Source organism: Enterobacter sp. RIT418 (assembly GCF_003057745.1).
Classification (GTDB): Bacteria; Pseudomonadota; Gammaproteobacteria; order Enterobacterales; family Enterobacteriaceae; genus Enterobacter.
Window position 1 is genome coordinate 58,735 of the sequence record NZ_QBJD02000018.1, and the last position, 23,016, is coordinate 81,750.

General features: G+C 58.3%; 20 protein-coding genes. 12 read left to right on the top strand and 8 right to left on the bottom strand.

What is annotated here, in order from left to right; genetic code table 11:
- The first annotated feature begins 11 nt into the window (after positions 1-11).
- Positions 12-869: a deoxyribonuclease IV gene (gene nfo, locus DBY73_RS18735; protein WP_112012560.1), complete on the top strand. Its 858-nt coding sequence runs from the start codon at positions 12-14 to the stop codon at positions 867-869.
- Positions 870-914: 45 nt separating this feature from the next.
- Here the strand turns inward: nfo and fruA are convergent, their stop codons facing one another.
- From fruA to fruB, 3 genes are read right to left on the bottom strand one after another with little or no spacing between them, the layout of a single operon-like run.
- Positions 915-2,600 carry a PTS fructose transporter subunit IIBC gene (gene fruA / locus DBY73_RS18740; RefSeq protein WP_112012561.1) on the bottom strand — a complete coding sequence of 562 codons (1,686 nt, stop codon included), beginning with the start codon at positions 2,598-2,600 and terminating at the stop codon, positions 915-917.
- Positions 2,601-2,616: 16 nt separating this feature from the next.
- Positions 2,617-3,555 (bottom strand): 1-phosphofructokinase, encoded by a 939-nt coding sequence (gene fruK, locus DBY73_RS18745; RefSeq protein ID WP_112012562.1) that lies wholly within the window; start codon positions 3,553-3,555, stop codon positions 2,617-2,619.
- Positions 3,555-4,685 (bottom strand): fused PTS fructose transporter subunit IIA/HPr protein, encoded by a 1,131-nt coding sequence (fruB, locus tag DBY73_RS18750; RefSeq protein ID WP_112012563.1) that lies wholly within the window; start codon positions 4,683-4,685, stop codon positions 3,555-3,557. The genes fruK and fruB overlap by 1 nt, the downstream gene beginning before the upstream one ends.
- A 358-nt stretch (positions 4,686-5,043) precedes the next feature.
- Between fruB and setB the strand changes: the two genes are divergently transcribed.
- Positions 5,044-6,225 (top strand): sugar efflux transporter SetB, encoded by a 1,182-nt coding sequence (gene setB, locus DBY73_RS18755; RefSeq protein WP_112012564.1) that lies wholly within the window; start codon positions 5,044-5,046, stop codon positions 6,223-6,225.
- On the opposite strand, the gene DBY73_RS18760 is transcribed toward setB, so the two are convergent.
- Positions 6,222-6,476 carry a YkgJ family cysteine cluster protein gene (locus tag DBY73_RS18760; RefSeq protein WP_112012565.1) on the bottom strand — a complete coding sequence of 85 codons (255 nt, stop codon included), beginning with the start codon at positions 6,474-6,476 and terminating at the stop codon, positions 6,222-6,224. The genes setB and DBY73_RS18760 overlap by 4 nt on opposite strands.
- 164 nt (positions 6,477-6,640) lie before the next feature.
- Here DBY73_RS18760 and yeiP point away from each other — a divergent pair, with 164 nt between their 5' ends.
- Complete coding sequence (yeiP, locus tag DBY73_RS18765) at positions 6,641-7,213, top strand: elongation factor P-like protein YeiP (protein ID WP_006176435.1); 573 nt, start codon at positions 6,641-6,643, stop codon at positions 7,211-7,213.
- A gap of 116 nt (positions 7,214-7,329) precedes the next feature.
- Here yeiP and uxuA read toward each other — a convergent pair whose 3' ends face one another.
- On the bottom strand, positions 7,330-8,520 hold the full coding sequence (uxuA, locus tag DBY73_RS18770) for a mannonate dehydratase (protein ID WP_112012566.1): 1,191 nt from the start codon (positions 8,518-8,520) through the stop codon (positions 7,330-7,332).
- A 206-nt stretch (positions 8,521-8,726) separates the two neighbouring features.
- On the opposite strand from uxuA, the gene DBY73_RS18775 reads away from it, so the two are divergent.
- From DBY73_RS18775 to yejF, 9 genes are all read left to right on the top strand, one after another.
- The gene (locus tag DBY73_RS18775; RefSeq protein ID WP_112012567.1) at positions 8,727-10,193 is read left to right on the top strand and encodes a fructuronate reductase; all 1,467 of its coding nucleotides are present in this window, start codon (positions 8,727-8,729) and stop codon (positions 10,191-10,193) included.
- Between the two features lie 121 nt (positions 10,194-10,314).
- The gene (locus tag DBY73_RS18780) at positions 10,315-11,295 is read left to right on the top strand and encodes a GTP-binding protein (protein WP_112012568.1); all 981 of its coding nucleotides are present in this window, start codon (positions 10,315-10,317) and stop codon (positions 11,293-11,295) included.
- 40 nt (positions 11,296-11,335) lie between these two features.
- Complete coding sequence (locus DBY73_RS18785; RefSeq protein ID WP_112012569.1) at positions 11,336-12,052, top strand: phosphatase PAP2 family protein; 717 nt, start codon at positions 11,336-11,338, stop codon at positions 12,050-12,052.
- A gap of 412 nt (positions 12,053-12,464) precedes the next feature.
- The gene (mepS, locus tag DBY73_RS18790; RefSeq protein ID WP_112012570.1) at positions 12,465-13,034 is read left to right on the top strand and encodes a bifunctional murein DD-endopeptidase/murein LD-carboxypeptidase; all 570 of its coding nucleotides are present in this window, start codon (positions 12,465-12,467) and stop codon (positions 13,032-13,034) included.
- Between the two features lie 184 nt (positions 13,035-13,218).
- Positions 13,219-14,775, top strand: coding sequence for a cyclic di-GMP phosphodiesterase (locus tag DBY73_RS18795; RefSeq protein ID WP_112012571.1), 1,557 nt, complete (start codon positions 13,219-13,221; stop codon positions 14,773-14,775).
- A 65-nt stretch (positions 14,776-14,840) separates the two neighbouring features.
- A complete protein-coding gene (locus DBY73_RS18800) occupies positions 14,841-16,646 on the top strand; it encodes an extracellular solute-binding protein (protein ID WP_112012572.1) in 1,806 nt (601 codons plus the stop codon).
- 9 nt (positions 16,647-16,655) lie between these two features.
- The gene (locus DBY73_RS18805) at positions 16,656-17,750 is read left to right on the top strand and encodes a microcin C ABC transporter permease YejB (protein ID WP_112012573.1); all 1,095 of its coding nucleotides are present in this window, start codon (positions 16,656-16,658) and stop codon (positions 17,748-17,750) included.
- The gene (locus tag DBY73_RS18810; protein WP_112012574.1) at positions 17,750-18,775 is read left to right on the top strand and encodes an ABC transporter permease; all 1,026 of its coding nucleotides are present in this window, start codon (positions 17,750-17,752) and stop codon (positions 18,773-18,775) included. Before DBY73_RS18805 ends, DBY73_RS18810 begins: the two co-directional genes overlap by 1 nt.
- Before the next feature lies 1 nt (position 18,776).
- Complete coding sequence (gene yejF / locus DBY73_RS18815; RefSeq protein ID WP_112012575.1) at positions 18,777-20,366, top strand: microcin C ABC transporter ATP-binding protein YejF; 1,590 nt, start codon at positions 18,777-18,779, stop codon at positions 20,364-20,366.
- A 3-nt stretch (positions 20,367-20,369) separates the two neighbouring features.
- Here yejF and DBY73_RS18820 read toward each other — a convergent pair whose 3' ends face one another.
- The 3 genes from DBY73_RS18820 to rsuA form a co-directional block, all read right to left on the bottom strand.
- Positions 20,370-20,714 carry a YejG family protein gene (locus tag DBY73_RS18820; protein ID WP_112012576.1) on the bottom strand — a complete coding sequence of 115 codons (345 nt, stop codon included), beginning with the start codon at positions 20,712-20,714 and terminating at the stop codon, positions 20,370-20,372.
- Between the two features lie 330 nt (positions 20,715-21,044).
- Positions 21,045-22,241, bottom strand: coding sequence for a Bcr/CflA family multidrug efflux MFS transporter (locus DBY73_RS18830; RefSeq protein ID WP_112012577.1), 1,197 nt, complete (start codon positions 22,239-22,241; stop codon positions 21,045-21,047).
- A gap of 15 nt (positions 22,242-22,256) precedes the next feature.
- Positions 22,257-22,964, bottom strand: coding sequence for a 16S rRNA pseudouridine(516) synthase RsuA (gene rsuA, locus DBY73_RS18835; RefSeq protein ID WP_112012578.1), 708 nt, complete (start codon positions 22,962-22,964; stop codon positions 22,257-22,259).
- Positions 22,965-23,016 lie beyond the last annotated feature (52 nt).

Sequence of the window (23,016 nt, forward strand, 5' to 3'; positions counted from 1 at the left end):
GGAGTCCCTTTATGAAATATGTTGGAGCGCACGTTAGCGCTGCCGGTGGCCTCGCGAATGCCGCCATTCGCGCCGCCGAAATCGAGGCGACCGCATTCGCCCTGTTCACCAAAAACCAGCGCCAGTGGCGCGCCGCCCCCCTCACGGCTGAAATCATCGACGATTTCAAGGCCGCCTGCGAAAAGTACGGCTACGGGCCAGGCCAAATTCTCCCCCACGACAGCTACCTGATTAACCTCGGACATCCGGTTGAAGAGGCGCTGGAGAAATCCCGCGAGGCGTTTCTCGATGAGGTGCAGCGCTGCGAACAGCTTGGGCTGACGCTGCTGAACTTCCACCCTGGCAGCCACCTGATGCAGATTGACGAAGACGCCTGCCTGGCGCGCATTGCCGAGTCCATTAACATCACGCTGGATAAAACCCAGGGCGTAACGGCGGTGATTGAAAATACCGCCGGCCAGGGCAGCAACCTCGGCTTTAGGTTCGAGCACCTGGCGGCCATCATCGACGGCGTTGAGGATAAATCCCGCGTGGGCGTATGCATTGATACCTGCCACGCGTTTGCGGCGGGGTATGACCTGCGCACCGCCGAAGCCACGAAAAACACCTTCGACGAGTTTGAACGTATCGTCGGCTTCCAGTACCTGCGCGGCATGCACCTGAACGATGCGAAAAGCGCGTTCGGCAGCCGCGTCGACCGCCATCACAGCCTGGGCGAAGGGAACATTGGCCACGACGCGTTCCGCGTTATCATGCAGGACGCTCGCTTCGACGGCATTCCGATGGTGCTGGAAACCATCAATCCGGATATCTGGGCAGAAGAGATTGCCTGGCTGAAGGCGCAGCAAACCGCCGAACAGGCGGCATAAAAAAAGCCGGGTGCTAAGCAACCCGGCTTTTTTATTGCGTTTCGCTTACGCCGCTTTTGCGACCGCTTCCGCTTCCGGGCGCTTCAGCACCGCGTAAGACAGACCCGCCACCAGCGTACCGGCGATAATCGCCAGCAGGTAACCCAGCACCGGAGTGATAGCGCCAGGGATCAGCAGCACGAACAGGCCACCGTGCGGCGCCATCAGCTTCGCGCCAACCGCCATGGAGATGGCGCCGGTAATCGCGCCGCCTACGATGCAGCAAGGCAGTACGCGCATCGGGTCACGCGCCGCGAACGGAATCGCCCCTTCGGTAATGAAGCACAGGCCCAGAACCAGCGCCGCCTTGCCCCCTTCCTGCTGCGCCTTGTCGAACTTACGGCGCGCAATCAGCGTTGCCAGGCCAAGCGCCAGCGGTGGCACCATGCCCGCAGCCATAATGGCCGCCATCGGCGCGTAGGTTTGGGTGCTCAGCAGGCCCACGCCAAAGGCGTATGCCGCTTTGTTCACCGGGCCGCCCATGTCGGTACACATCATGCCGCCCAGGATCGCGCCCAGCAGAACCGCGTTCGCCGTGCCCATGGTTTGCAGCCAGTGCGTCAGCCCTTCCAGGATGCCCGCGACCGGTTTGCCGATCAGGTAAATCATCGCCAGGCCAACCACCAGGCTGGAAATCAGCGGGATGATCAGAATAGGCTTCAGCGCCTCCATGCTCTGCGGCAGCTTCAGCTTCGAGCTGATGAGCTTCGCCACGTAACCGGCCAGGAAACCGGCAATAATCCCGCCGATGAATCCGGAACCGGTGCTCACGGCCAGCATACCGCCGATAAGACCCGGCGTCAGGCCAGGACGGTCCGCAATCGAGAAGGCGATAAAGCCCGCCAGGACCGGCACCATCAGCGCGAAGGCGGATCCACCGCCAATCTGCATCAATGCAGCAGCCAGCGTGCCCTGCTCTTTGAACGCTTCAATACCAAAGGCGAAGGAGAGCGCAATGCACAGGCCGCCCGCCACCACCATCGGCAGCATGTACGACACGCCGGTCAGCAGGTGACGATAGGCGCCAGCAGACTCTTTTTTCCCCTCGGTCGGCGCTTTCGCCGCGCCGCTTGCCTGATACGGCTTGGCTTCCGCCAGCGCCTTATCAAACTCCTGCGCCGTCTTTTTCAGCGCCAGGCCGGTTGAGGTGCGGTACATCGGCTTGCCGGCAAACTTCGCCAGATCCACTTCAATATCCGCGGCGACGATCACCAGATCGGCCTCTGCGACCTCTTCTGGCGTGATGGCATTGCCCGCCCCCACGGAGCCGCGGGTTTCAACCTTCACCCACCAGCCGCGTTTTTTGGCTTCGGTTTCAATTGCTTCAGCCGCCATAAAGGTATGCGCAACGCCCGTTGGGCAAGCCGTAACCGCCACAATGCGTTTTGGCCCCGTGCCCGCAACCGGCGCGGATGCCGCTGGCGCGGTGTACAGCGCAGCGTGGCCTTTCGCCTCGCTCAGGAACAGCTCAGGATGCGCAACGGCGCGATTGATATCGCCCAGCCACACCTTTTTGCCGTTGAGGGCGCTGTCTGCCGGGATGCTATCGCCCAGAACGATGGCCATCTCGGCGTCGCCCGGGTTATCAATAATGTCCAGATGTGCTTTTTGTGCCGCCGCGCCCAGCAGGGTCTTCGCCATGTAGGCGCGAGCCTGTCCAAGACCGGAGTCAATAATCAGCAGCGTTTTCATTGTGCCTCTCCTGCTGTTAGTTAAAAGGTTTCAAGTCAACGCGCGCCATCATCGCGGCCAACTGGGTACGATCGGTAATACCAACGTTGCTCTGGCTCACGGCCAGGGCTGCAACGGCGGTAGCAAGACGTAAAGTATGTTCGCTGGATTCACGCATCAGCAGGCCGTAAATCAGGCCGCCAACCATGGAATCCCCTGCGCCAACGGTGCTAACCACCTCCATTGACGGCGGTTTGGCGATCCACTCGCCGGAGGCGTTAACCCACAGCGCGCCTTCTGCGCCGAGAGAAATCACCACGTGAGCGATCCCCTGTTCGCGCAGCGCGTGCGCCGCTTCAATCACATCGCTTAATTCCGGCAGCTTGCGGCCGGCCCAGATCTCCAGCTCGCGGCGATTAGGCTTCACCAGCCACGGCGCGGCTTTCAGACCGGCGACCAGCGCGTCGCGGCTGCTGTCGAAGATAATGCACGGACACTGGCTGCGCAGGCGTGTCATCCAGTCGGTGAATGCTTCCGGGCTGACGCCGGACGGCAGGCTACCGCTCACGCATACCATGTCGAATTGGCCCAGCCAGCTCAGGGAATCCGTGACAAAACGCTCCCAGTCGGCAGGCGTGACTTCAAAGCCGGAGAAGTTCAGGTCGGTCACTTCACCGTCTTTTTCCGTCAGCTTGACGTTAATACGGGTACGGCCCTGCACTACCTGGAAACGGTTGGCAATGCCCAGCTCGCTGAACAGCTGCTGAAATCCGTCCTGGTTATCTTTACCGAGGAAACCGCCGACGGTGACGTCGATACCCAGATCCTTCAGCACTTTGGCTACGTTAATCCCTTTACCCGCGGCGTGCAGGCCGGTAGTACGCACGAGGTTAACCTCACCACGCTCGATTTCCGGGCAAAAACCGACCAGGTCATAGGCCGGGTTCAGCGTAATGGTCGCGACGCGTCTGCTCATTATGCGCCCTCCCCTAAGCCTGCCGTAATGGCATCGCCAATGGCTTTCAGCGCCTGTTCAGCATCTGCACCCTGTGCGGTGAAGCGCAGGCGGTGGCCTTTCTTCACGCCCAGCGCGACAACTTTCATCAGGCTGCGGCCGTTGGCCGGCTTGCCCGAACCATCCAGGTTGGTCACGGTAATCTCGCTATCAAATTGTTTAATGGTATTCACCAGCATGGTGCCCGGACGGGCGTGCAGCCCGTGCTCGTTACGCACCACGTATTCGGCGCTGAGCACGTCCTCAGTCAGCGCATCGTCGCTGGTCAGCAGAGCCAGGACGGTCGCCGCGTCGGCGTTCAGCAGTTTTTCAGCTTTGTTGTTGAGCAGCAGCTCGCTCAGGCGCTTCAGCACCGCGACGGGCTGGTCATCGGCCATGGCGACGGTCACCAGCAGCGCGGCGCGTTCACCGTCAACGTCAAACGCGGTAGCCGCACGGCTGACGGCGATGGCGCTGCGCAGGTTGCCTTCCGCGCTGTCGTTCAGCCAGATGCCCTGGCCTAAATTCAGCGGCTTGTCGTTGATCGCGCGGGAGACAAATGCGGCCTCAACGGCGCCAGCCTCTTTAAGACGCGCAGCGTTCAGCGCCTGCAGCGTCACCAGATCGACCGCGGCGACGTCCAGCGTCAGCGTGTCGTTATCCAGCTTCAGCGCATCGCTCTGCTTCTCACCCATCAGCAGGGCGCGCAGCTCTTCCGCCGTCGTGGCGGACTTCAGCTGTTCAGCCACCGCATCATCGCTTAACACGTGCGTCAGCTGACGCAGCAGGCCTAAGTGTTCATCGCTGCTGGCGGCAATACCAATCGCCACGTAAGCCACCTGGCCTTCGCCCCACGTCACGCCCTGTGGGAACTGATAAACCTTGACGCCGGTTTTCAGCACCTGGTCACGCGTGTCGGTGGTGCCGTGCGGAATGGCGATGCCGTTGCCGAGGAATGTGGAGGTTTGCAGCTCGCGCGCGAGCATGCCGTCTACGTAGCCTTCCGCCACGTTACCTGCCTCAACGAGCGCGGCGGCAACCTGGCGAATGGCCTCTTCTTTGTTTCCGGCCTGTGCGCCCGGGTGAATATCCTGAACAGATAACTGGAACATGGTTCTCCTCTCCTGCCGAAATTGAATCGTTTCAGCTTTAATGAGAAAAAATGCGCTGACCTGTCCGTCAGTCAAAACAAGCGAGCGCTGAAACGTTTCAATGATTCTTGCCCTTTTCCGCGAATTGTTGCAAGAAAAGTTACATTTCTCATATCAGAAGTTAGATATACAGCACATTTCTCCGCCGTTCAGCTGCGTGGTGCTGACGTTCAGCATTCTGCTTCAGCAAATTCTGGTCACACCGTTAAAATGAAATAGCATTTTGATTTTTTGTAGCAAAACACCCTGCCCTGACTGTTCATTTTCTGACAGGGGGCGTAAACTCCGCGTCTCTTTCAGACACTGCTGATAATGGATCATGCATAACACCCCCGCAGCCGCCTCGCCAAAGCCCTTTGACCTGACGTCATCGGCGTTTTTAATTGTTGCCTTTCTCACCGGCATTGCCGGTGCGCTGCAAACGCCCACGCTGAGCCTGTTTCTGACGAACGAGGTACACGTGCGCCCGGCGATGGTTGGCTTCTTCTTTACCGGCAGCGCGATCATCGGCATCTTCGTGAGCCAGTTTCTGGCCGGACGTTCAGACCGAAAAGGCGACCGCAAAAGCCTGATCGTTTTCTGCTGCCTGCTGGGCGTGTTCGCCTGCCTGCTGTTTGCGTGGAACCGCAACTACTTCATCCTGCTGTTCATCGGCGTTTTTCTGAGCAGCTTTGGCTCCACCGCAAACCCGCAGATGTTCGCCCTCGCGCGCGAGCACGCCGACCGGACCGGACGTGAAGCGGTCATGTTCAGCTCCATTCTTCGCGCGCAGGTGTCGCTGGCATGGGTGATCGGCCCGCCGCTCGCCTACGCGCTGGCGATGGGGTTTGGCTTTACGGTGATGTACCTCAGCGCGGCCGTTGCGTTTGTGATCTGCGGCGCGATGGTGTGGTTCTTCCTGCCGTCGATGCGCAAAGAGTCAAAGATGGCGACGGGCGTGCTTGAGGCGCCGCGCCGCAACCGCCGCGATGCGCTGCTGCTTTTCATCGTCTGTACGCTGATGTGGGGCACCAACAGCCTTTACATCATTAATATGCCGCTGTTTATTATCGACGAGCTGCATCTGCCGGAAAAGCTGGCGGGGATTATGATGGGAACCGCTGCCGGGCTAGAGATCCCGACCATGCTGATTGCGGGGTATTATGCGAAGCGCTTCGGAAAGCGTTTTTTGATGCGCGTGGCCGCCGCCGCGGGGCTGCTGTTTTATATCGGTATGCTGACGGCGCACAGCCCGGCGGTGCTGCTGGCCTTACAGCTGCTGAACGCTATCTACATCGGCATTCTGGCCGGGATCGGCATGCTCTACTTTCAGGACCTGATGCCGGGCCAGGCAGGTTCAGCGACCACCCTTTATACTAATACCACGCGCGTGGGCTGGATTATTGCGGGCTCAATGGCAGGCGTCGTGGCCGAGCTGTGGAACTACCACACGGTATTCTGGATAGCGCTGGCGATGTGCGTCATAACGATTGGCTGCCTGACGCGAATCAAAGACGTCTAGGGCGCGGTGAGCGCCTCCAGCTCAAGAAGATACGTTATCGCCTGCGCGCGCGAGCTGCCGCACATTTCGGCCGCTGGCTGAAGCCCGGAGCAAACCTTCGGGCGAAGGGGCGAGCCGAAAATAAGGCACAGATTGTTTTCCGAAAGCTGGACGCAGCGGGTATTCGCCGGCTTGCCCTGGGGCATTCCTGGAATAGGACTTGAAATAGACGGTGCGGTACAGCACGCGCCGCAGTCTGGACGACAATCCATAAATGCTCTCTTTCGCTGATGAATACCCGCGCAATCGGGCATCGCGCGCACAGTAACACCTTTTATGTATTGATAGCAAAAGCCGCGAATTCCGCTTGCCTGAAAGGCCGCGCGCGAGTAATTTGGCGCGATATTTTTTACCTCCCGTAGACAGGATTAACGCAATGCCAAGAGCGAACGAAATTAAGAAAGGTATGGTACTGAATTACAACGGCAAACTGCTGATTGTGAAAGATATCGACATTCAGGCCCCGAGCGCCCGTGGTGCCGCAACGCTGTACAAAATGCGTTTCGCCGATGTTCGTACCGGCCTGAAGGTGGAAGAGCGCTTCAAAGGCGACGATATCGTGGATACCGTGACCCTGACCCGCCGCTATGTTGATTTTTCCTACATTGACGGCAATGAATACGTGTTCATGGATAAGGAAGATTACACCCCGTACATCTTCACCAAGGACCAGATCGAAGAAGAGCTGCTGTTCATTCCTGAAGGCGGTATGCCTGACATGCAGGTGCTGACCTGGGACGGCGTGCTGCTGGCGCTGGAGCTGCCGCAGACCGTCGATCTGGAAATCGTCGATACGGCGCCAGGCATCAAAGGCGCATCTGCCAGCGCCCGCAACAAGCCCGCTACCCTGACCACCGGCCTGGTTGTCCAGGTGCCGGAATACCTGTCTGCCGGTGAGAAAATCCGCATCCATATTGAAGAAAAACGCTATATGGGTCGCGCTGACTGAATGCGGCATTTATCGGGTGGCGGCCTTGCCCTACCCGACCGACAAAAACAAAAAAACCGGCTCTCAGGCCGGTTTTTTGTAGGACCGCTAAGCGTAGCGCGACCGGGCAACAGAGCTTACAAAAGCTCAGGATATTTGGTCATCTTCAGCGCCAGCTCAACGCCGCGCACTTCCGCCATCCCCTTCAGGCGGCCAATCGCCGAATAGCCCGGGTTGGTTTTCTTGCGCAGATCGTCCAGCATCTGGTGCCCGTGATCCGGGCGGAACGGAATTGGACGCAAATCCCCGGCGCGCTTGCGGCGCGCTTCTTCCGCCAGGATCGCATCTACCACCGCAACCATATTCACATCGCCGCCCAGGTGGGCCGCCTCGTGGAAGGTTTTTGGGTTATCTTCACGGCAGGTGGCGCGCAGGTGCGTGAAGTGAATCCGGTCGCCGAAGGTCTCAATCATCTGCACCAGGTCGTTATCCGCGCGCACGCCGTAGGAGCCGGTGCACATCGTAAAGCCGTTATAGATGCTGTTGACCGTCTCCTTAAGCCATTGCATATCCTCGATGGTCGAGACGATGCGCGGCAGGCCGAGGATAGGACGCGGCGGATCGTCCGGGTGAACCGCCAGGCGCACGCCCGCCTCTTCGGCAACCGGCACGATAGCGCGCAGGAAGTGGGCCATGTTTTCACGCAGCTGGTTTTTATCGATATCACCGTATTCCGCCAGGCGCGCGCGGAACTGATCCAGCGTGTAGCCCTCTTCGGCGCCCGGCAGGCCCGCAATGATGTTGCGGGTCAGCTTTTCGATATCCGCTTCGCTTGCCGCGTTGAACCACTGCAGCGCCTGCTGCTGCTCTTCAGGCGTGTAATCTGCCTCCGCGCCTGGGCGCTTCAAAATATGCATTTCGAACGCCGCAAAAGCGATCTGATCGAAGCGCAGCGCCTTAGAGCCGTCGGCCATCCGGTATTCCAGATCGGTACGCGTCCAGTCCAGAATCGGCATAAAGTTATAGCAGACCGTGTCAATGCCGCAGGCCGCCAGGTTGCGGATGCTCTGCTGATAGTTCGCAATCCAGGTTTCGCAATGGCCGGAGCGGGTCTTGATCTCTTCATGCACCGGAATGCTTTCCACCACGGACCAGGTTAAGCCTTTTTCCGCCAGCAGCGCCTGGCGCTGCTGGATTTCCTCAACCGGCCACACCTGGCCGTTCGGAATATGGTGCAGCGCCGTCACGACGCCCGTCGCGCCAGCCTGACGCACGTCATCAAGAGATACCGGATCGTTCGGCCCGTACCAACGCCAGGTTTGTTCCATTGTCCTGCCCTCGCAAGTTGTTATACCAATATTCGTTAGTGCAATGACGACTACCATACATGTTTGGCGGGAAGGATCAATACGGTGCGCCGCTATTGATTGATCAAACTCACAGAACGGGGATATTTACGGCTCACCAATTTAATTTGTTGTCATATAACTTTACACTGCCATTGTTAATTAATGGTTAATCAGGTGTGTACTTCATGAAGACTATAGCCTCCGCCGCGCTCCCTCCCCTCGTTCAGCAGCCGCATTACGATCGTTCGCGCTTACGTTCGCGCATCGTTCACTTTGGCTTCGGCGCGTTTCACCGCGCGCATCAGGCGCTATTGACCGACCGCGTGCTCAACGCCAAAGGCGGCGACTGGGGAATTTGTGAAATCAGCCTGTTTAGCGGCGACGTGCTGATGAGCCAGCTCCGCGCGCAGGATCACCTCTTCACCGTGCTGGAGAAAGGCGCAGAGGGCAACCGACCGATTATCGTTGGCGCCGTCCATGAGTGCCTGAACGCAAAGCTGGACTCGCTTGCGGCCATTATCGAGAAATTCTGCGAGCCGCAGGTGGCGATCGTTTCGCTGACCATCACTGAAAAAGGCTACTGCATCGACCCGGCGACCGGCAGGCTGGACAGGCAAAACGACCGCATTATTCACGATCTGGCCAATCCGGAGGAACCGCATTCCGCGCCGGGCATTCTGGTAGAGGCCCTGCACCGCCGCCGCGCGCGCGGCCTGCCCGCCTTCACCGTCCTCTCCTGCGACAATATCCCGGACAACGGCCACGTTGTGAAAAATGCCGTACTCGGCATGGCGCACAGGCGATCCGCAGAACTTGCGGGCTGGATTGAAGCGAACGTCAGCTTCCCCGGCACGATGGTCGATCGCATCGTTCCCGCTGCCACCGAGGCCTCGCTGGCTGAAATTACGCAGGCGCTTGGCGTTGAAGACCCGTGCGCCATCAGCTGTGAACCGTTCATTCAATGGGTGGTGGAAGATAACTTTGTTGCCGGACGCCCCGAGTGGGAGGCCGCAGGCGTGCAGATGGTGCGGGATGTGCTGCCGTGGGAGCAGATGAAGCTGCGCATGCTCAACGGCAGCCATTCGTTCCTGGCCTATCTGGGGTATCTCGCCGGATATGCGCATATTAATGAATGCATGGAAGACGCCGACTTCCGCCGCGCCGCGCGCCGGCTAATGCTTGCCGAGCAGGCGCCGACGCTGCGCATCACCGACGTTGACCTCACGGCCTACGCCGATAGCCTGATCGACCGTTTCGCCAACCCGGCGCTACGGCACCGGACCTGGCAAATTGCGATGGACGGCAGCCAGAAATTGCCGCAGCGCATGCTGGACGGTATCCGCGTTCATCTCGAGCGTAAAAGCGCATGGCCGCTGCTGGCGCTGGGCGTCGCGGGCTGGATGCGCTATGCAAGCGGCGTGGACGACGCCGGGAACCCGATCGACGTGCGCGACCCGCTCAGCGACAAAATTCGGGCGATTGTTGCGTCCACCCCCGACGCGGAGCGCGTTAACGCTCTGCTGGGTCTGAGTGAAATTTTTGGCCACGAGCTGACGCAAAATACCGTTTTTGTCGATGCCGTAAGCCAGGCCTACCAGCGCATTGTCCGTCTTGGCGCACGCCGGGCTGTTATCGAGACGTTAAATCTTTAACGATTATTGCCCTTAAGGCGAACGGTATCCGCCTCCGTTCGCCGTGCCTCTTCTCATTACCGCTTTTTTTCGCCAGGATAAGTGATAATTGTTACATCATCACACCTTTCCTGGAGCGCATGTGACCAAAACCAACCTCATCACCGGTTTTCTCGGCAGCGGTAAAACCACCTCGATTTTGCACCTGCTGGCTCACAAAGATCCGGCAGAAAAATGGGCCGTGCTGGTCAATGAATTTGGCGAGGTCGGCATTGACGGCGCGCTGCTGGCGGACAGCGGCGCGCTGGTTAAGGAGATCCCCGGCGGATGCATGTGCTGCGTAAATGGCCTGCCGATGCAGGTTGGGCTCAACACCCTGCTGCGCCAGGGGAAGCCGGACCGGCTGCTGATCGAACCCACCGGCCTGGGGCACCCTAAGCAAATCCTCGATTTACTCACCGCGCCGGTTTACGAGCCGTGGATCGACCTGCGCGCCACGCTGTGCGTTCTCGATCCGCGCCAGCTGCTGGATGAGAAAGCGGTCAACAACGAGAACTTCCGCGATCAGCTCGCCTCGGCGGATATCATCGTGGCAAATAAAGGGGATCGCGCCACGCCGGAAAGCCAGGCCGCCTTCGACGGCTGGTGGCAGCGCTACGGCGGTGAACGCCAGCGCCTTCAGACGACGCAGGGGAAAATAGACGGCGCGCTGCTGGATTCTCCCCGCCGGAACCTGACGGAGCTGCCCGCCAGCGCCGCGCATGTCCACCCGCACAGCGCAAAGCAGGGCCTGGCGGCGTTAAGCCTGCCGGAGCATCAGCGCTGGCGGCGCAGCCTTAACAACGGCCAGGGCCACCAGGCCTGCGGATGGATTTTTGATGCCGACACCGTTTTTGACACCATAGGCATTCTGGAATGGGCAAGGCTTGCGCCGGTCGATCGGGTTAAGGGGATTATGCGCACCCCTGACGGGCTGGTGCGCATTAACCGCCAGGGCGAAGACTTCTTTATCGAAACGCAGAACGTTGCGCCGCCCGACAGCCGTATTGAGCTGATTAGTGCGGTTAACGCCGACTGGAACACGCTTCAGTCGAGCCTGTTGAAGCTTCGTTTAACTTCCTGAGGCTAACGTTGCCCCTGTTTTAACTCTATGCGGAACGATGATGACAACCCGACTTCCCCTGATTTTGCTGTTGAACGCTCTCGGTCTGGCGCTCTTTTTCTCCTGGTATCTGCCGGTAAACCACGGTTTTTGGTTTTCGCTGGATTCCGGGCTGTTCCACTTTTTTAACCAGGAGCTGGTAAAAAGCCGGGCATTTCTGTGGCTAGTCGCCATCACGAATAACCGCGCGTTTGACGCCATTTCGCTGCTGGCCATGGGCTGCCTGATGCTCTCCTTCTGGCTGAAAGCGGACAAATCCGGCCGCCGCCACATTATTATCATGGGCCTGGTGATGCTGCTGACCGCCGTCGTCGTTAACCAGCTGGCGCAGCATCTGATGCCGGTTAAGCGCGCAAGCCCGACGCTCTATTTCACGGATATTTATCGCGTCAGCGAACTGCTGCATATTCCAACAAAGGATGCCTCTAAAGACAGTTTCCCTGGCGATCATGGTATGATGCTGCTTATTTTTTCAGCGTTCATGCTGCGCTATTTCGGCAAAAAAGCCTTCGTGATTGCCCTGATTATTGTTGTGGTGTTTATCCTGCCGCGCGTGATGATTGGCGCTCACTGGCTAACCGATATTGTGGTGGGGTCGCTGACTGCGGTGTTGATTGGTTTGCCCTGGTGCCTGATGACGCCGCTAAGCGATCGCCTGATAGCGATTTTCGATCGTTATCTCCCCGGCAACAGCAACAAAATAAAAACAAACTCCTAACGTAAATTAACCACATCTATCAGGGATCGTTTTCGATCCCTGATGCTGCCCTTCACCCTGTCGATATCCTCTGTCATATTCTCGTCATAACATTCATGATAAAAATGAATCGATTACATGATATAGCGGGAATGTTGACGCTATTTTAGCCGATTGCGCATATTTACTTTCGGTATCACATTTTCTTATAAAAAAAAGGGTATTTTTACTCGCAAAGCCCCTTGCAATCGGTTAATCTCAGACTCGTTTTGCCTCACAGAGATAATTATTATCACGGTGAATAAATTTGTGCGCTACGCCACAGATTTGGTGATAAGGAATTGTCTCATTGTGCGCAGGTTATTAGTCTCGTCACGTTTGGCATTTTTTATAACGATTTTATCGTTAAGGACTTCAAGGGAAAATAAACAAAATGGTCAAATCTCAACCGATTTTGAGATATATCTTGCGGGGCATCCCGGCGATTGCAGTTGCGGTTCTGCTTTCGGCATGTAGTACTACGAACACCGCCAAGAATATGCATCCTGAGACGCGTGTTGTGGGAATGGAAGATTCCTCTTCACTGCAAGCCTCTCAGGATGAATTTGAAAATATGGTACGTAATCTGGACGTTAAGTCCCGCATTATGGACCAGTATGCTGACTGGAAAGGCGTGCGTTATCGCCTGGGCGGCAGCACCAAGAAAGGTATCGACTGCTCCAGCTTTGTACAGCGTACCTTCCGCGAGCAGTTTGGGTTAGACCTTCCGCGTTCAACCTATGAGCAGCAGGAAGTGGGCAAATCGATTTCTCGCACCAAGCTGCGTACAGGTGATTTAGTCCTGTTCCGCGCGGGCTCTACCGGTCGACACGTGGGTATTTATATCGGCAACGACCAGTTTGTTCACGCGTCCACCAGCAGTGGAGTCACGATCTCCAGCATGAACGAGCCATACTGGAAGAAGCGCTACAACGAAGCGCGCCGCGTTTTAACCCGCAGTTGATATGACTGTCGTATCGCTGGTTATCCCTTGGCTAGCGATATGAAGAAAAAAGCACTGCTTCGGCAGTGTTTTTTTTTGCCTGCTATCCGGCATACGCCCTGCTCGATTCCAGGCTATAGTCTTGTAATTACGTAAGTTTGGCCGACCCGTAGACACTCACGGCTTTCCAGGAACAACGACGTCTATGTTCACCCGCTACTTCTCCAGCAACCGGAAAATACTGTTTCTTAGCATTATCACCGGCGTTTTCATTGCCCTGCTGCTGGGCTCCCTGCAATTTCTCTGGAGCTACCACAAGCGGGAAGTCAAATTCGACACGCTAATTACGGATTTGAGCGTCTATATGGAAAACTATTTTGACGAGCTAAAAACCGCCATCGATGTTCTTCAGCCGCTCACCCTGGGAAGCTGTCGCGACGTCAGCGCAGAGCTAACGTCGCGCGCGGCGTTCAGCATTAACGTGCGCGCGTTTTTGCTGGTAAGAGATAAAAATGCCTTTTGCTCATCCGCCACGGGGCCGCTGAATGCGCCGATGGAGGAGCTTATTCCCCAGCTGCACATCAATAAATCCGTGGATATGGTTCTGCTCGAAGGCACGCCCATGCTGCCCGACACGCCGGCGATTGCCATCTGGTACCGCAATCCGCTGGTAAAAGACGGGGGCGTTTTTACGTCGGTCAACATCAACCTGACGCCTTACATGTTCTACACGTCGCGCCAGGAAGAGTTTGCGGGCATCGCGGTGGTCATCGGCAAACGGGCGTTAACCACGATGTCCAGTACCCTGGTTAACGCTGAGGATCTGCATGAAACACCCGCGCGCAGCGCGACGCTCAGGCACATCCCGCTGACCATCAACCTGTACGCCGACACCTGGACCAAAGATGAGCTGCTGCTCGCGCTGCTGTTTGGTCTGGTGTGCGGCATTGCTGCCGGATCGCTCAATTTCTATATCCTGACCATCCGCTTAAACCCTGGAAAAGAGATCTTAACCGCCATCAAGCTCGGCCAGTTTTACGTGGTGTATCAGCCGGTTGTGGATGCGAAAGAGCTCAAAATGCGCGGCGTTGAAGTGCTGATGCGCTGGAAGCACCCGACGATGGGGGAGATCCCGCCCGATGCCTTCATCAATTTTGCCGAGGCGCAGAAGCTGATCGTTCCGCTCACGCTGCACCTTTTTGATCTCATTATTCGCGACGCGCCGAGGCTGCAGGCCGTGCTGCCGCCGGGCGCCAAGCTCGGCATCAACATCGCGCCGGGACACCTGCACGCGGAAAGCTTCAAAGCCGACATGCGCGCGTTTAACGCCTCGATGCCGCCGAATCATTTCCAGACCGTGCTGGAGATCACCGAGCGCGATATGATCAACCAGCATGAAGCCAGCCCGCTGTTTGACTGGCTGCACGATGAAGGGTTTGAAATCGCAATAGATGACTTCGGGACCGGGCACAGCGCCCTCATCTATTTAGAGCGCTTCACCATGGACTACATCAAAATCGATCGCGGCTTCGTCAACGCGATCGGCACCGAAACCGTGACGTCACCCGTACTTGATGCGGTGCTGACGCTGGCAAGACGCCTGAATATGTCTACCGTTGCCGAAGGTGTCGAAACGCCAGAACAGGCGGCCTGGCTGCGCGAGCATGGCGTTAATTTCCTGCAGGGCTACTGGATTAGCCGCCCGATGCCGCTGGAGCAGTTCTGCCAGTGGCGGCCGGACATGTCGCAAGCCGGTGAATAATTTCACAATTGTGGCTGTCTCACTTATTATTCGCACAGCCGAATAAAAGCAGGAACCGCCGGGAGATGTTTATGCGCATCGTGTTAATGCTGTTGACGTTACTGTGCCTGCCCGCATTGGCTCAGGAAATCAAGGAAAACACCGCATTCGCCGTCATCGGCGAGCCGAAGTATGCCATTAACTTTACCCACTTCGATTACGTCAATCCTGCGGCCCCGAAGGGCGGAAACGTCACGCTCGCCGCCATCGGCACGTTTGACAATTTTAACCGCTACGCCCTGCGCGGCGTGGCGGCCGCGCGCACCGAATCGCTTTACGACACCCTTTTTGTCACGTCCGACGATGAGCCCGGCAGCTACTACCCCCTGATCGCCGAGAACGTGCGCTATGCGGACAATTTCGCCTGGGCGGAAATCGCGATTAATCCGCGCGCGCGTTTTCACGACGGGACGCCCGTCCAGGCCAGCGACGTCGCCTTCACCTTCCACAAGTTCATGACCGAAGGCGTGCCGCAGTTCCGGCTGCTGTACAAAGGCACCACGGTGAAAGCCATCGCGCCGCTGACCGTGCGCATTACGCTTGGCCAGCCGAACAAGGAAAACATGCTGAGCCTGTTCTCGCTGCCCGTAATGCCGGAATCGTTCTGGAAGAATCACAAGCTCAGCGATCCTCTCTCTCCCCCGCCGCTGGCGGGCGGGCCGTACCGCATAACGTCCTGGCGCATGGGCCAGTACGTGACCTATTCCCGGGTCAAGGACTATTGGGCGGCGGACCTGCCGGTGAACCGGGGCCGCTGGAACTTTGACACCCTGCGCTACGACTATTACCTCGACGACAACGTGGCGTTCGAAGCCTTTAAGGCTGGCGCGTTCGACCTGCGCGTTGAAAGCGACGCAAAAAACTGGGCCACCCGCTATATCGGCAAAAACTTCGCAAACCATTTCATCATCAAGGAAGAGCATAAAAACGAATCGGCGCAGAACACGCGCTGGCTGGCGTTTAATATTCAACGTCCGGTATTTGCCGACCGCCGCGTGCGGGAAGCCATCACCCTGGCGTTTGATTTTGAATGGATGAACAAAGCCCTGTTTTACGGCGCCTACAGCCGCACGAACAGCTATTTCCAGAACACGGAATACGCGGCGCGCGATTATCCCAACGCTGACGAACTGGTGCTGCTCGCGCCGATGAAGGCCGAACTTCCGCCGGAAGTCTTTACCCGCATCTTCGAACCGCCCGTCTCCGACGGCAAAGGATTTGATCGCAGCAACCTGCTTAAAGCCAGCACGCTGCTGGACGACGCGGGCTGGGTGCTGAAAAATCAAAAGCGGGTCAACGCCAAAACGGGCGCGCCGCTGAGCTTCGAGCTGCTGCTCTCTTCCGGGGCCAATAACCAGTGGGTACTGCCGTTCCAGCAGAATCTTAGCCGCCTCGGCGTTACCCTGAATATTCGCCAGGTCGATAACGCGCAAATCACCAACCGGATGCGCAGCCGCGATTACGACATGATGCAGAACCTGTGGTACGCGCAGCCGTGGCCGAGCTCGGACCTGCAAATTTCCTGGGCCTCCAGCTACATTAACTCCAGCTATAACGCCCCCGGGGTGAAAAGCCCGGTGATTGACGCCCTGATTGCCAAAATCATCGCGGCGCAGGGCGATAAGGCGAAGCTTCTCCCGCTTGGGCGGGCCCTCGATCGGGTGCTGACGTGGAACTACTACATGCTCCCCATGTGGTACATGGGCGAAGATCGCATTGCGCGATGGGATAAATTCTCGCAGCCCGCCGTGCGCCCCATCTATTCGCTGGGTTTTGAAACCTGGTGGTATGACGTCAACAAAGCCGCCAGGCTGCCCCCCGAGCGGCGCTAAGGAAAACCCATGGGTGCTTATCTGATACGCCGCCTGCTGCTGATTATCCCGACGCTGTGGGCCATCATCACCATTAACTTTTTTATCGTGCAAATCGCCCCGGGCGGCCCGGTCGATCAGGCCATTGCGGCGATTGAGTTCGGCCACGCCAGCGGCATGCCGGGCGGCGGCGGCGAAGGCATGGGCGCAAGCCACGCCAGAACCGGCGTGGGCAACATCAGCGACAGCCACTACCGCGGCGGGCGCGGGCTCGACCCCGAGGTGATCGCCGAGATCACCCACCGCTACGGCTTCGATAAGCCGCTCCACGAGCGCTATTTCAAGATGCTGTGGGATTACGTGCGCTTTGATTTTGGCGACAGCCTGTTCCGCAGCGCCTCGGTGCTGACCCTCATCAAGCAGAGCCTGCCGGTTTCCGTCACGCTGGGGCTGTGGGGCACGCTGATTATCTACCTGGTGTCGATTCCGCTGGGCATCCGCAAGGCGGTGTATAACGGCAGCCGTTTTGATATCTGGAGCAGCACGTTCATTATCATCGGCTACGCCATTCCGGCGTTCCTGTTTGCGGTGCTGCTGATCGTCTTTTTCGCCGGCGGCAGCTATTTCGATATTTTCCCGCTGCGGGGATTAGTGTCAGCCGATTTCAGCACCCTGCCGTGGTATAAAAAAATCACCGACTACTTCTGGCACATCACCCTGCCGGTGCTGGCAACGGTGATCGGCGGCTTTGCGGCCCTGACCATGCTCACCAAAAACGCCTTTCTCGATGAGATCCGCAAGCAGTACGTGGTAACCGCCCGGGCAAAAGGCGTAAGCGAAAAGCAGATCATGTGGAAGCACGTGTTTCGCAACGCCATGCTGCTGGTCATTGCGGGGTTTCCCGCCACGTTCATCAGCATGTTTTTTACCGGTTCGCTGCTGATCGAAGTGATGTTCTCCCTCAACGGGCTCGGGCTGCTGGGCTATGAGGCCACCGTATCGCGCGATTATCCGGTAATGTTTGGCACACTCTATATTTTCACCCTGATTGGCCTGCTGCTGAATATCATTAGCGATATCAGCTATACGCTGGTCGATCCCCGAATCGATTTTGAGGGACGCTGATGCCGCGTTTAAGCTCCGTCAATCAGGCCCGCTGGGCGCGCTTTCGCCACAACCGGCGGGGATATTGGTCCCTGTGGATCTTTGCCGTTCTGTTTGTTCTAAGCATGTGTGCAGAGCTGATTGCCAACGACAAGCCCCTGCTGGTGCACTTTAACGACCGCTGGTACGTGCCCGTGCTGGCGAACTACAGCGAAAGCGACTTCGGCGGCCCGTTCGCCACCCCGGCGGTTTATCAGGATCCGTGGCTTCGTGACCAGATTGACCAGCACGGCTGGGCGCTCTGGGCGCCGATTCGCTTTGGCGCGAACAGCATCAACTACGCGACCACCGCCCCCTTCCCTTCTCCGCCCTCGGCACAAAACTGGCTGGGCACCGACGCCAACGGCGGCGACGTGCTGGCGCGCATTCTTTACGGCACGCGGATCTCGCTGCTCTTCGGCATCATGCTGACGTTCTTTTCCAGCGTGATGGGCGTGGTGGCAGGCGCGGTACAGGGCTACTACGGCGGGAAAATCGATCTGTGGGGCCAGCGCTTCATTGAGGTCTGGTCCGGCATGCCGACCCTGTTCTTAATCATTCTGCTGTCGAGCGTGGTGCAGCCCGGCTTCTGGTGGCTGCTGGGGATCACCGTGATCTTCGGCTGGATGGCGCTGGTGGGCGTAGTGCGCGCGGAGTTTCTGCGCACCCGCAACTTTGACTACATCCGCGCCGCCCAGGCGCTGGGCGTGGGTGACCGCGGGATCATCTTCCGCCACATGCTGCCAAACGCGGTGGTCGCGACGCTCACCTTCCTGCCCTTCATTTTGTGCAGCTCCATCACCACGCTCACCTCGCTGGACTTCCTCGGCTTCGGGCTGCCGCTGGGCTCGCCCTCGCTCGGCGAGCTGCTGCTGCAGGGCAAAAACAACCTGCAGGCGCCCTGGCTTGGCATCACCGCCTTCCTCTCGGTGGCGGTGCTGCTTTCACTGTTGATTTTTATTGGCGAAGCCGTCCGCGATGCCTTCGATCCCAACAAGGCGGTATAAGATGACGCAGCCTCTTCTGAGCATTGAAAATCTGTCGATTGCGTTTTCGAAGCAGGGCGAAACGCGCACGGTGGTGAGTGATTTATCGCTGCACATCCAGCGCGGCGAAACGCTGGCGCTGGTGGGCGAATCCGGTTCCGGCAAGAGCGTCTCGGCGCTCTCCATATTGCGCCTGCTCCCCTCCCCGCCGGTGAGCTATCCGCAGGGCGATATTCTGTTCCACGGCCGTTCGCTGCTGCACGCCGGTGAACAGACCCTGCGCGGAATACGCGGCAACAGGATTGCGATGATCTTCCAGGAGCCGATGGTCTCGCTCAACCCGCTGCACACGCTGGAAAAACAGCTCTACGAAGTGCTGTCGCTCCACCGGGGGATGCGCAAAGAGGCGGCCAGAGGCGAGATCCTGGACTGCCTGGAGCGCACCGGCATTCGTCATGCGGCAAAGCGCCTGTCGGATTTCCCGCATCAGCTTTCCGGCGGCGAGCGCCAGCGCGTGATGATCGCCATGGCCCTGCTCACCCGCCCCGAGCTGCTGATCGCCGATGAGCCAACAACCGCGCTGGACGTTACGGTGCAGGCGCAAATCCTGCAGCTTCTTCGCGAGCTGCGCGACGAGCTGGACATGAGCCTGCTGTTTATTACCCACAACCTCGGCATCGTCAGAAAGCTGGCCGACAGCGTGGCGGTGATGCAGAACGGGCGCTGCGTTGAGCAGAATGGGGCACCCGCGCTGCTGGCGGCCCCTCAGCATCCCTATACCCAAAAGCTGCTCGACAGCGAACCCGCTGGCGATCCGGTCCCTCTTGCCGCTGGCGGCGCGCCGCTGCTGAAGGTTGACGGGCTGTCCGTTTCGTTTCCCGTCCGCAAAGGGATCCTGCGCCGCGTGGTCGATCGCAATACCGTACTCAACAATATCAGCTTTACGCTGCGCCCCGGGGAGTCGCTCGGGCTGGTAGGAGAATCCGGTTCGGGCAAAAGCACCACGGGGCTTGCGCTGCTGCGCCTGATCGCCTCGCGGGGGGAGATTATTTTTGACGGCATGACGCTGCACGACCGGAATCGCCGACAGATGCAGCCCGTTCGCCCCCGCATGCAGGTGGTGTTCCAGGACCCTAACTCCTCGCTCAACCCGCGGCTCAGCGTGTTACAAATCGTCGAAGAGGGGCTGCGCGTCCACCGGCCCGGACTTACGGCGCGCCAGCGCGAAGAGGAGGTGATTCAGGCGTTGGCAGAGGTGGGGCTTGAGCCTGAAATGCGCCATCGCTATCCGGCCGAGTTTTCAGGCGGTCAGCGTCAGCGTATCGCCATCGCCCGCGCGCTGATCCTCAAGCCGGAGCTGATCGTGCTTGATGAGCCTACGTCGTCGCTGGACAGAACCGTTCAGGCGCAAATTCTGGCGCTGCTCAAGGGGTTGCAGGAAAAATACCGGCTGGCCTATATCTTCATCAGCCACGATTTGCAGGTCGTGCGCGCGCTGTGCCATCAGGTGATTGTGTTGCGGCAGGGAAAAGTGGTCGAACAGGGAGAGTGCCAGCGCGTCTTTGCTGCGCCAACGCAGAGCTACACGCGCCAGCTGCTATCGGCTGACTAGCACTCAGAAAGGGTATTGGCCGGAGAAAGGCTCCGCTATCGCCACGCCGAAGTTTTTCAACCGGCACGTAGCGGCAAATTCGTCCTGGCTTTTCACAAACAGGCACGGCTCGCCCTCGCACTCCAGCACGGAGCTATCCACTTCGATATCCGACAGCGCCTGGCTGAGGCGCTCCATGACCGGCCACGCCTCGTCATCATTCGGGCTCAGCAGCTTTAGCGCAACCAGGCAATTCTCGCCGCCTGCTCCGCTTTGCGGAATCGGTTCAACCTTCGAGCCTGCAAAACCCGCCGACCAGCGATAGCTCTGGGGCAAGCGATGGACTATAGAGAGTTGTAATGTATTCACGTTCGTTCCCCGGAAGCAAAATTACTTCACAATTTATTTACATTTATAGTAACACATCACGGCTAACCTGCCCCGTTTTTGCGCGGAAAACGCGGTAAGCCGCGCTCTGCGGGCAATTGCGTCTTATTTATCAGGGCTTTTTTTGATGAGTGACAGGCTCGCTTCGGCGCTATATGTACCCGTTTCTGCGATCTAACTCAACCTTTTTAACTACAGTGATGTGACTTTTTACATAAATATATTTTACATAAAAGAAACAAACAAGGGGTAAACGAACGCCATTTTGGTTGATATGGGTCAACAAAAAGGCCCTTTCGGGCCTTTGAGCGCTCAGCGTGCCGTTTTGCTGGGCCGGCTGGCGTAGAGGTAAAACAGAATGGAGCTGGTTGCGCACAGCGCGATGGCCCACAGCATTGGCCAGGCCGTGCTGAACGTGGCAAGCGACAGCAGCGCCCCCACCACGGCACCGATGCCGAAGCGGAACGTCCCCGCCAGGGACGAGGCGGTGCCCGCCATGTGCGGAAACTCGTCGAGGATCACCGCCATGCCGTTAGACGAGACCATCGACACGCAGCCCACAAACGCGGCAACGCCAACCACCAGCGCCCAAAAGCCGACGCCGAGAAACGCCGTCACCACCAGCCAAATCGCCATCACAAACTGGATCCACAGCCCGGCACGGAACATATTGAGCGCCCCGACCCGCCGCACGAACCGGCTGTTAATGATGGTCATGACGAACAGAAACACGATGTTCAGGGCAAAGTAGTAGCCAAAGTGCTGCGGCGAAACGTGATTCAGCTCAATGTAGACAAACGGCCCGGCGCTAAGGAACGAGAACATCCCGGCAAAGCTGAAGCCGCTGGCCAGCATGTAGCTCAGCACGCGCTTGTGGCGAAACAGCGAGGCAAAGTTGCCAAGCGTGGTGCGAATGTGGAATTTCTGCCGACGCTCAGCGGGCAGCGTTTCGTCAATAAAGAAGAAGATCATCGCCGACGCGAGCAGCGCCGCCACGGCCAGGATCCAGAAGATAACGTGCCAGCTAAACCACACCAGCACCGCGCCCCCTACCATCGGCGCAACCAGCGGCGCAATGGTGGTCACCAGCATGACAAACGACATCATGCGGGAGAACTCTTCCTTCGGGTAGACGTCGCGCATCAGGGCGTTAATCACCACGCTCGCCGCCGCGGCCGCCAGGCCGTGCAAGAAGCGCATAACGATGAGCTGGTCTATGGTTTGCGCCAGCGCACAGGCCACCGCCGCCGCGGCAAAAATCAGCGTCCCGCCGAGGATCACCGGCTTGCGCCCAAGGCTGTCCGCCATCGGGCCATACAGAAGCTGGCCAATGGCGAAACCGAGAATATAGGTGCTGAGCGTCATCTGCGCGCTGCCCGCCGGCACGCCAAACTGCGCGGAAATCACCGGCAGCGCGGGCAGATACATATCGATGGACAGCGGCATCAGCATGGCCAGCAGGCCAAGAATAAAGACGATTTTAAACGACGAGTGTGGCCTGGTGGTCACAAGGTTCTCCTGAAATTAGCGCGAGGGCAGGCCGACGCTGGCGATTTCTTCTGCCGTTAACGGGCGGTATTCGCCGGGAGCCAGTTCCGGGTCAAGCTCAATCGCGCCGATACGCTCGCGGTGCAGGCCCACAACGCGGTTTCCTACCGCGGCGAACATGCGTTTGACCTGGTGGTAACGCCCTTCGCTGATGGTAAGACGGACCTCGGTTGGGGTAATCACTTCCAGCACCGCCGGTTTGGTCAGATCTTTTTCATTATGCAGCTGAACGCCTTGGGTGAAGCGTTCTGCCGTGTCATCGGCAACCGGCGATTCCAGCGTCACCAGATAGGTTTTCTCGCAGTGGTGGCGCGGAGAGGTAATGCGGTGTGACCATTGACCGTCGTCGGTCATCAGCACCAGGCCGGTGGTGTCAATATCCAGACGCCCCGCGGCGTGCAGCTTGTGCGCCACCGGCTCGTCGAGAAAATAGAGTACGGTCGGGTGATCCGGGTCGTCCGTTGAGCAGACGTAGCCTTCCGGCTTGTTGAGCATGAAATAGCGCGGGCCGTTCTGCTGGGTGAGCGGATTATCATTGTACTCAACCTGATGTTCAGGCTGGAGTTTGAACGCGCTATCTTTCACAATGTCGCCATCTACGGTAACGCGGCTGGCGCGGATCTCACGCCCGGCAATAGCGCGGCTTACGCCGAGTTGCTGAGCGATAAATTTATCAAGTCGCATGAAATCTTTTTAGCCTTTAGGGTGCTGGAAGTCGGACAACGCGTCCGAAAAT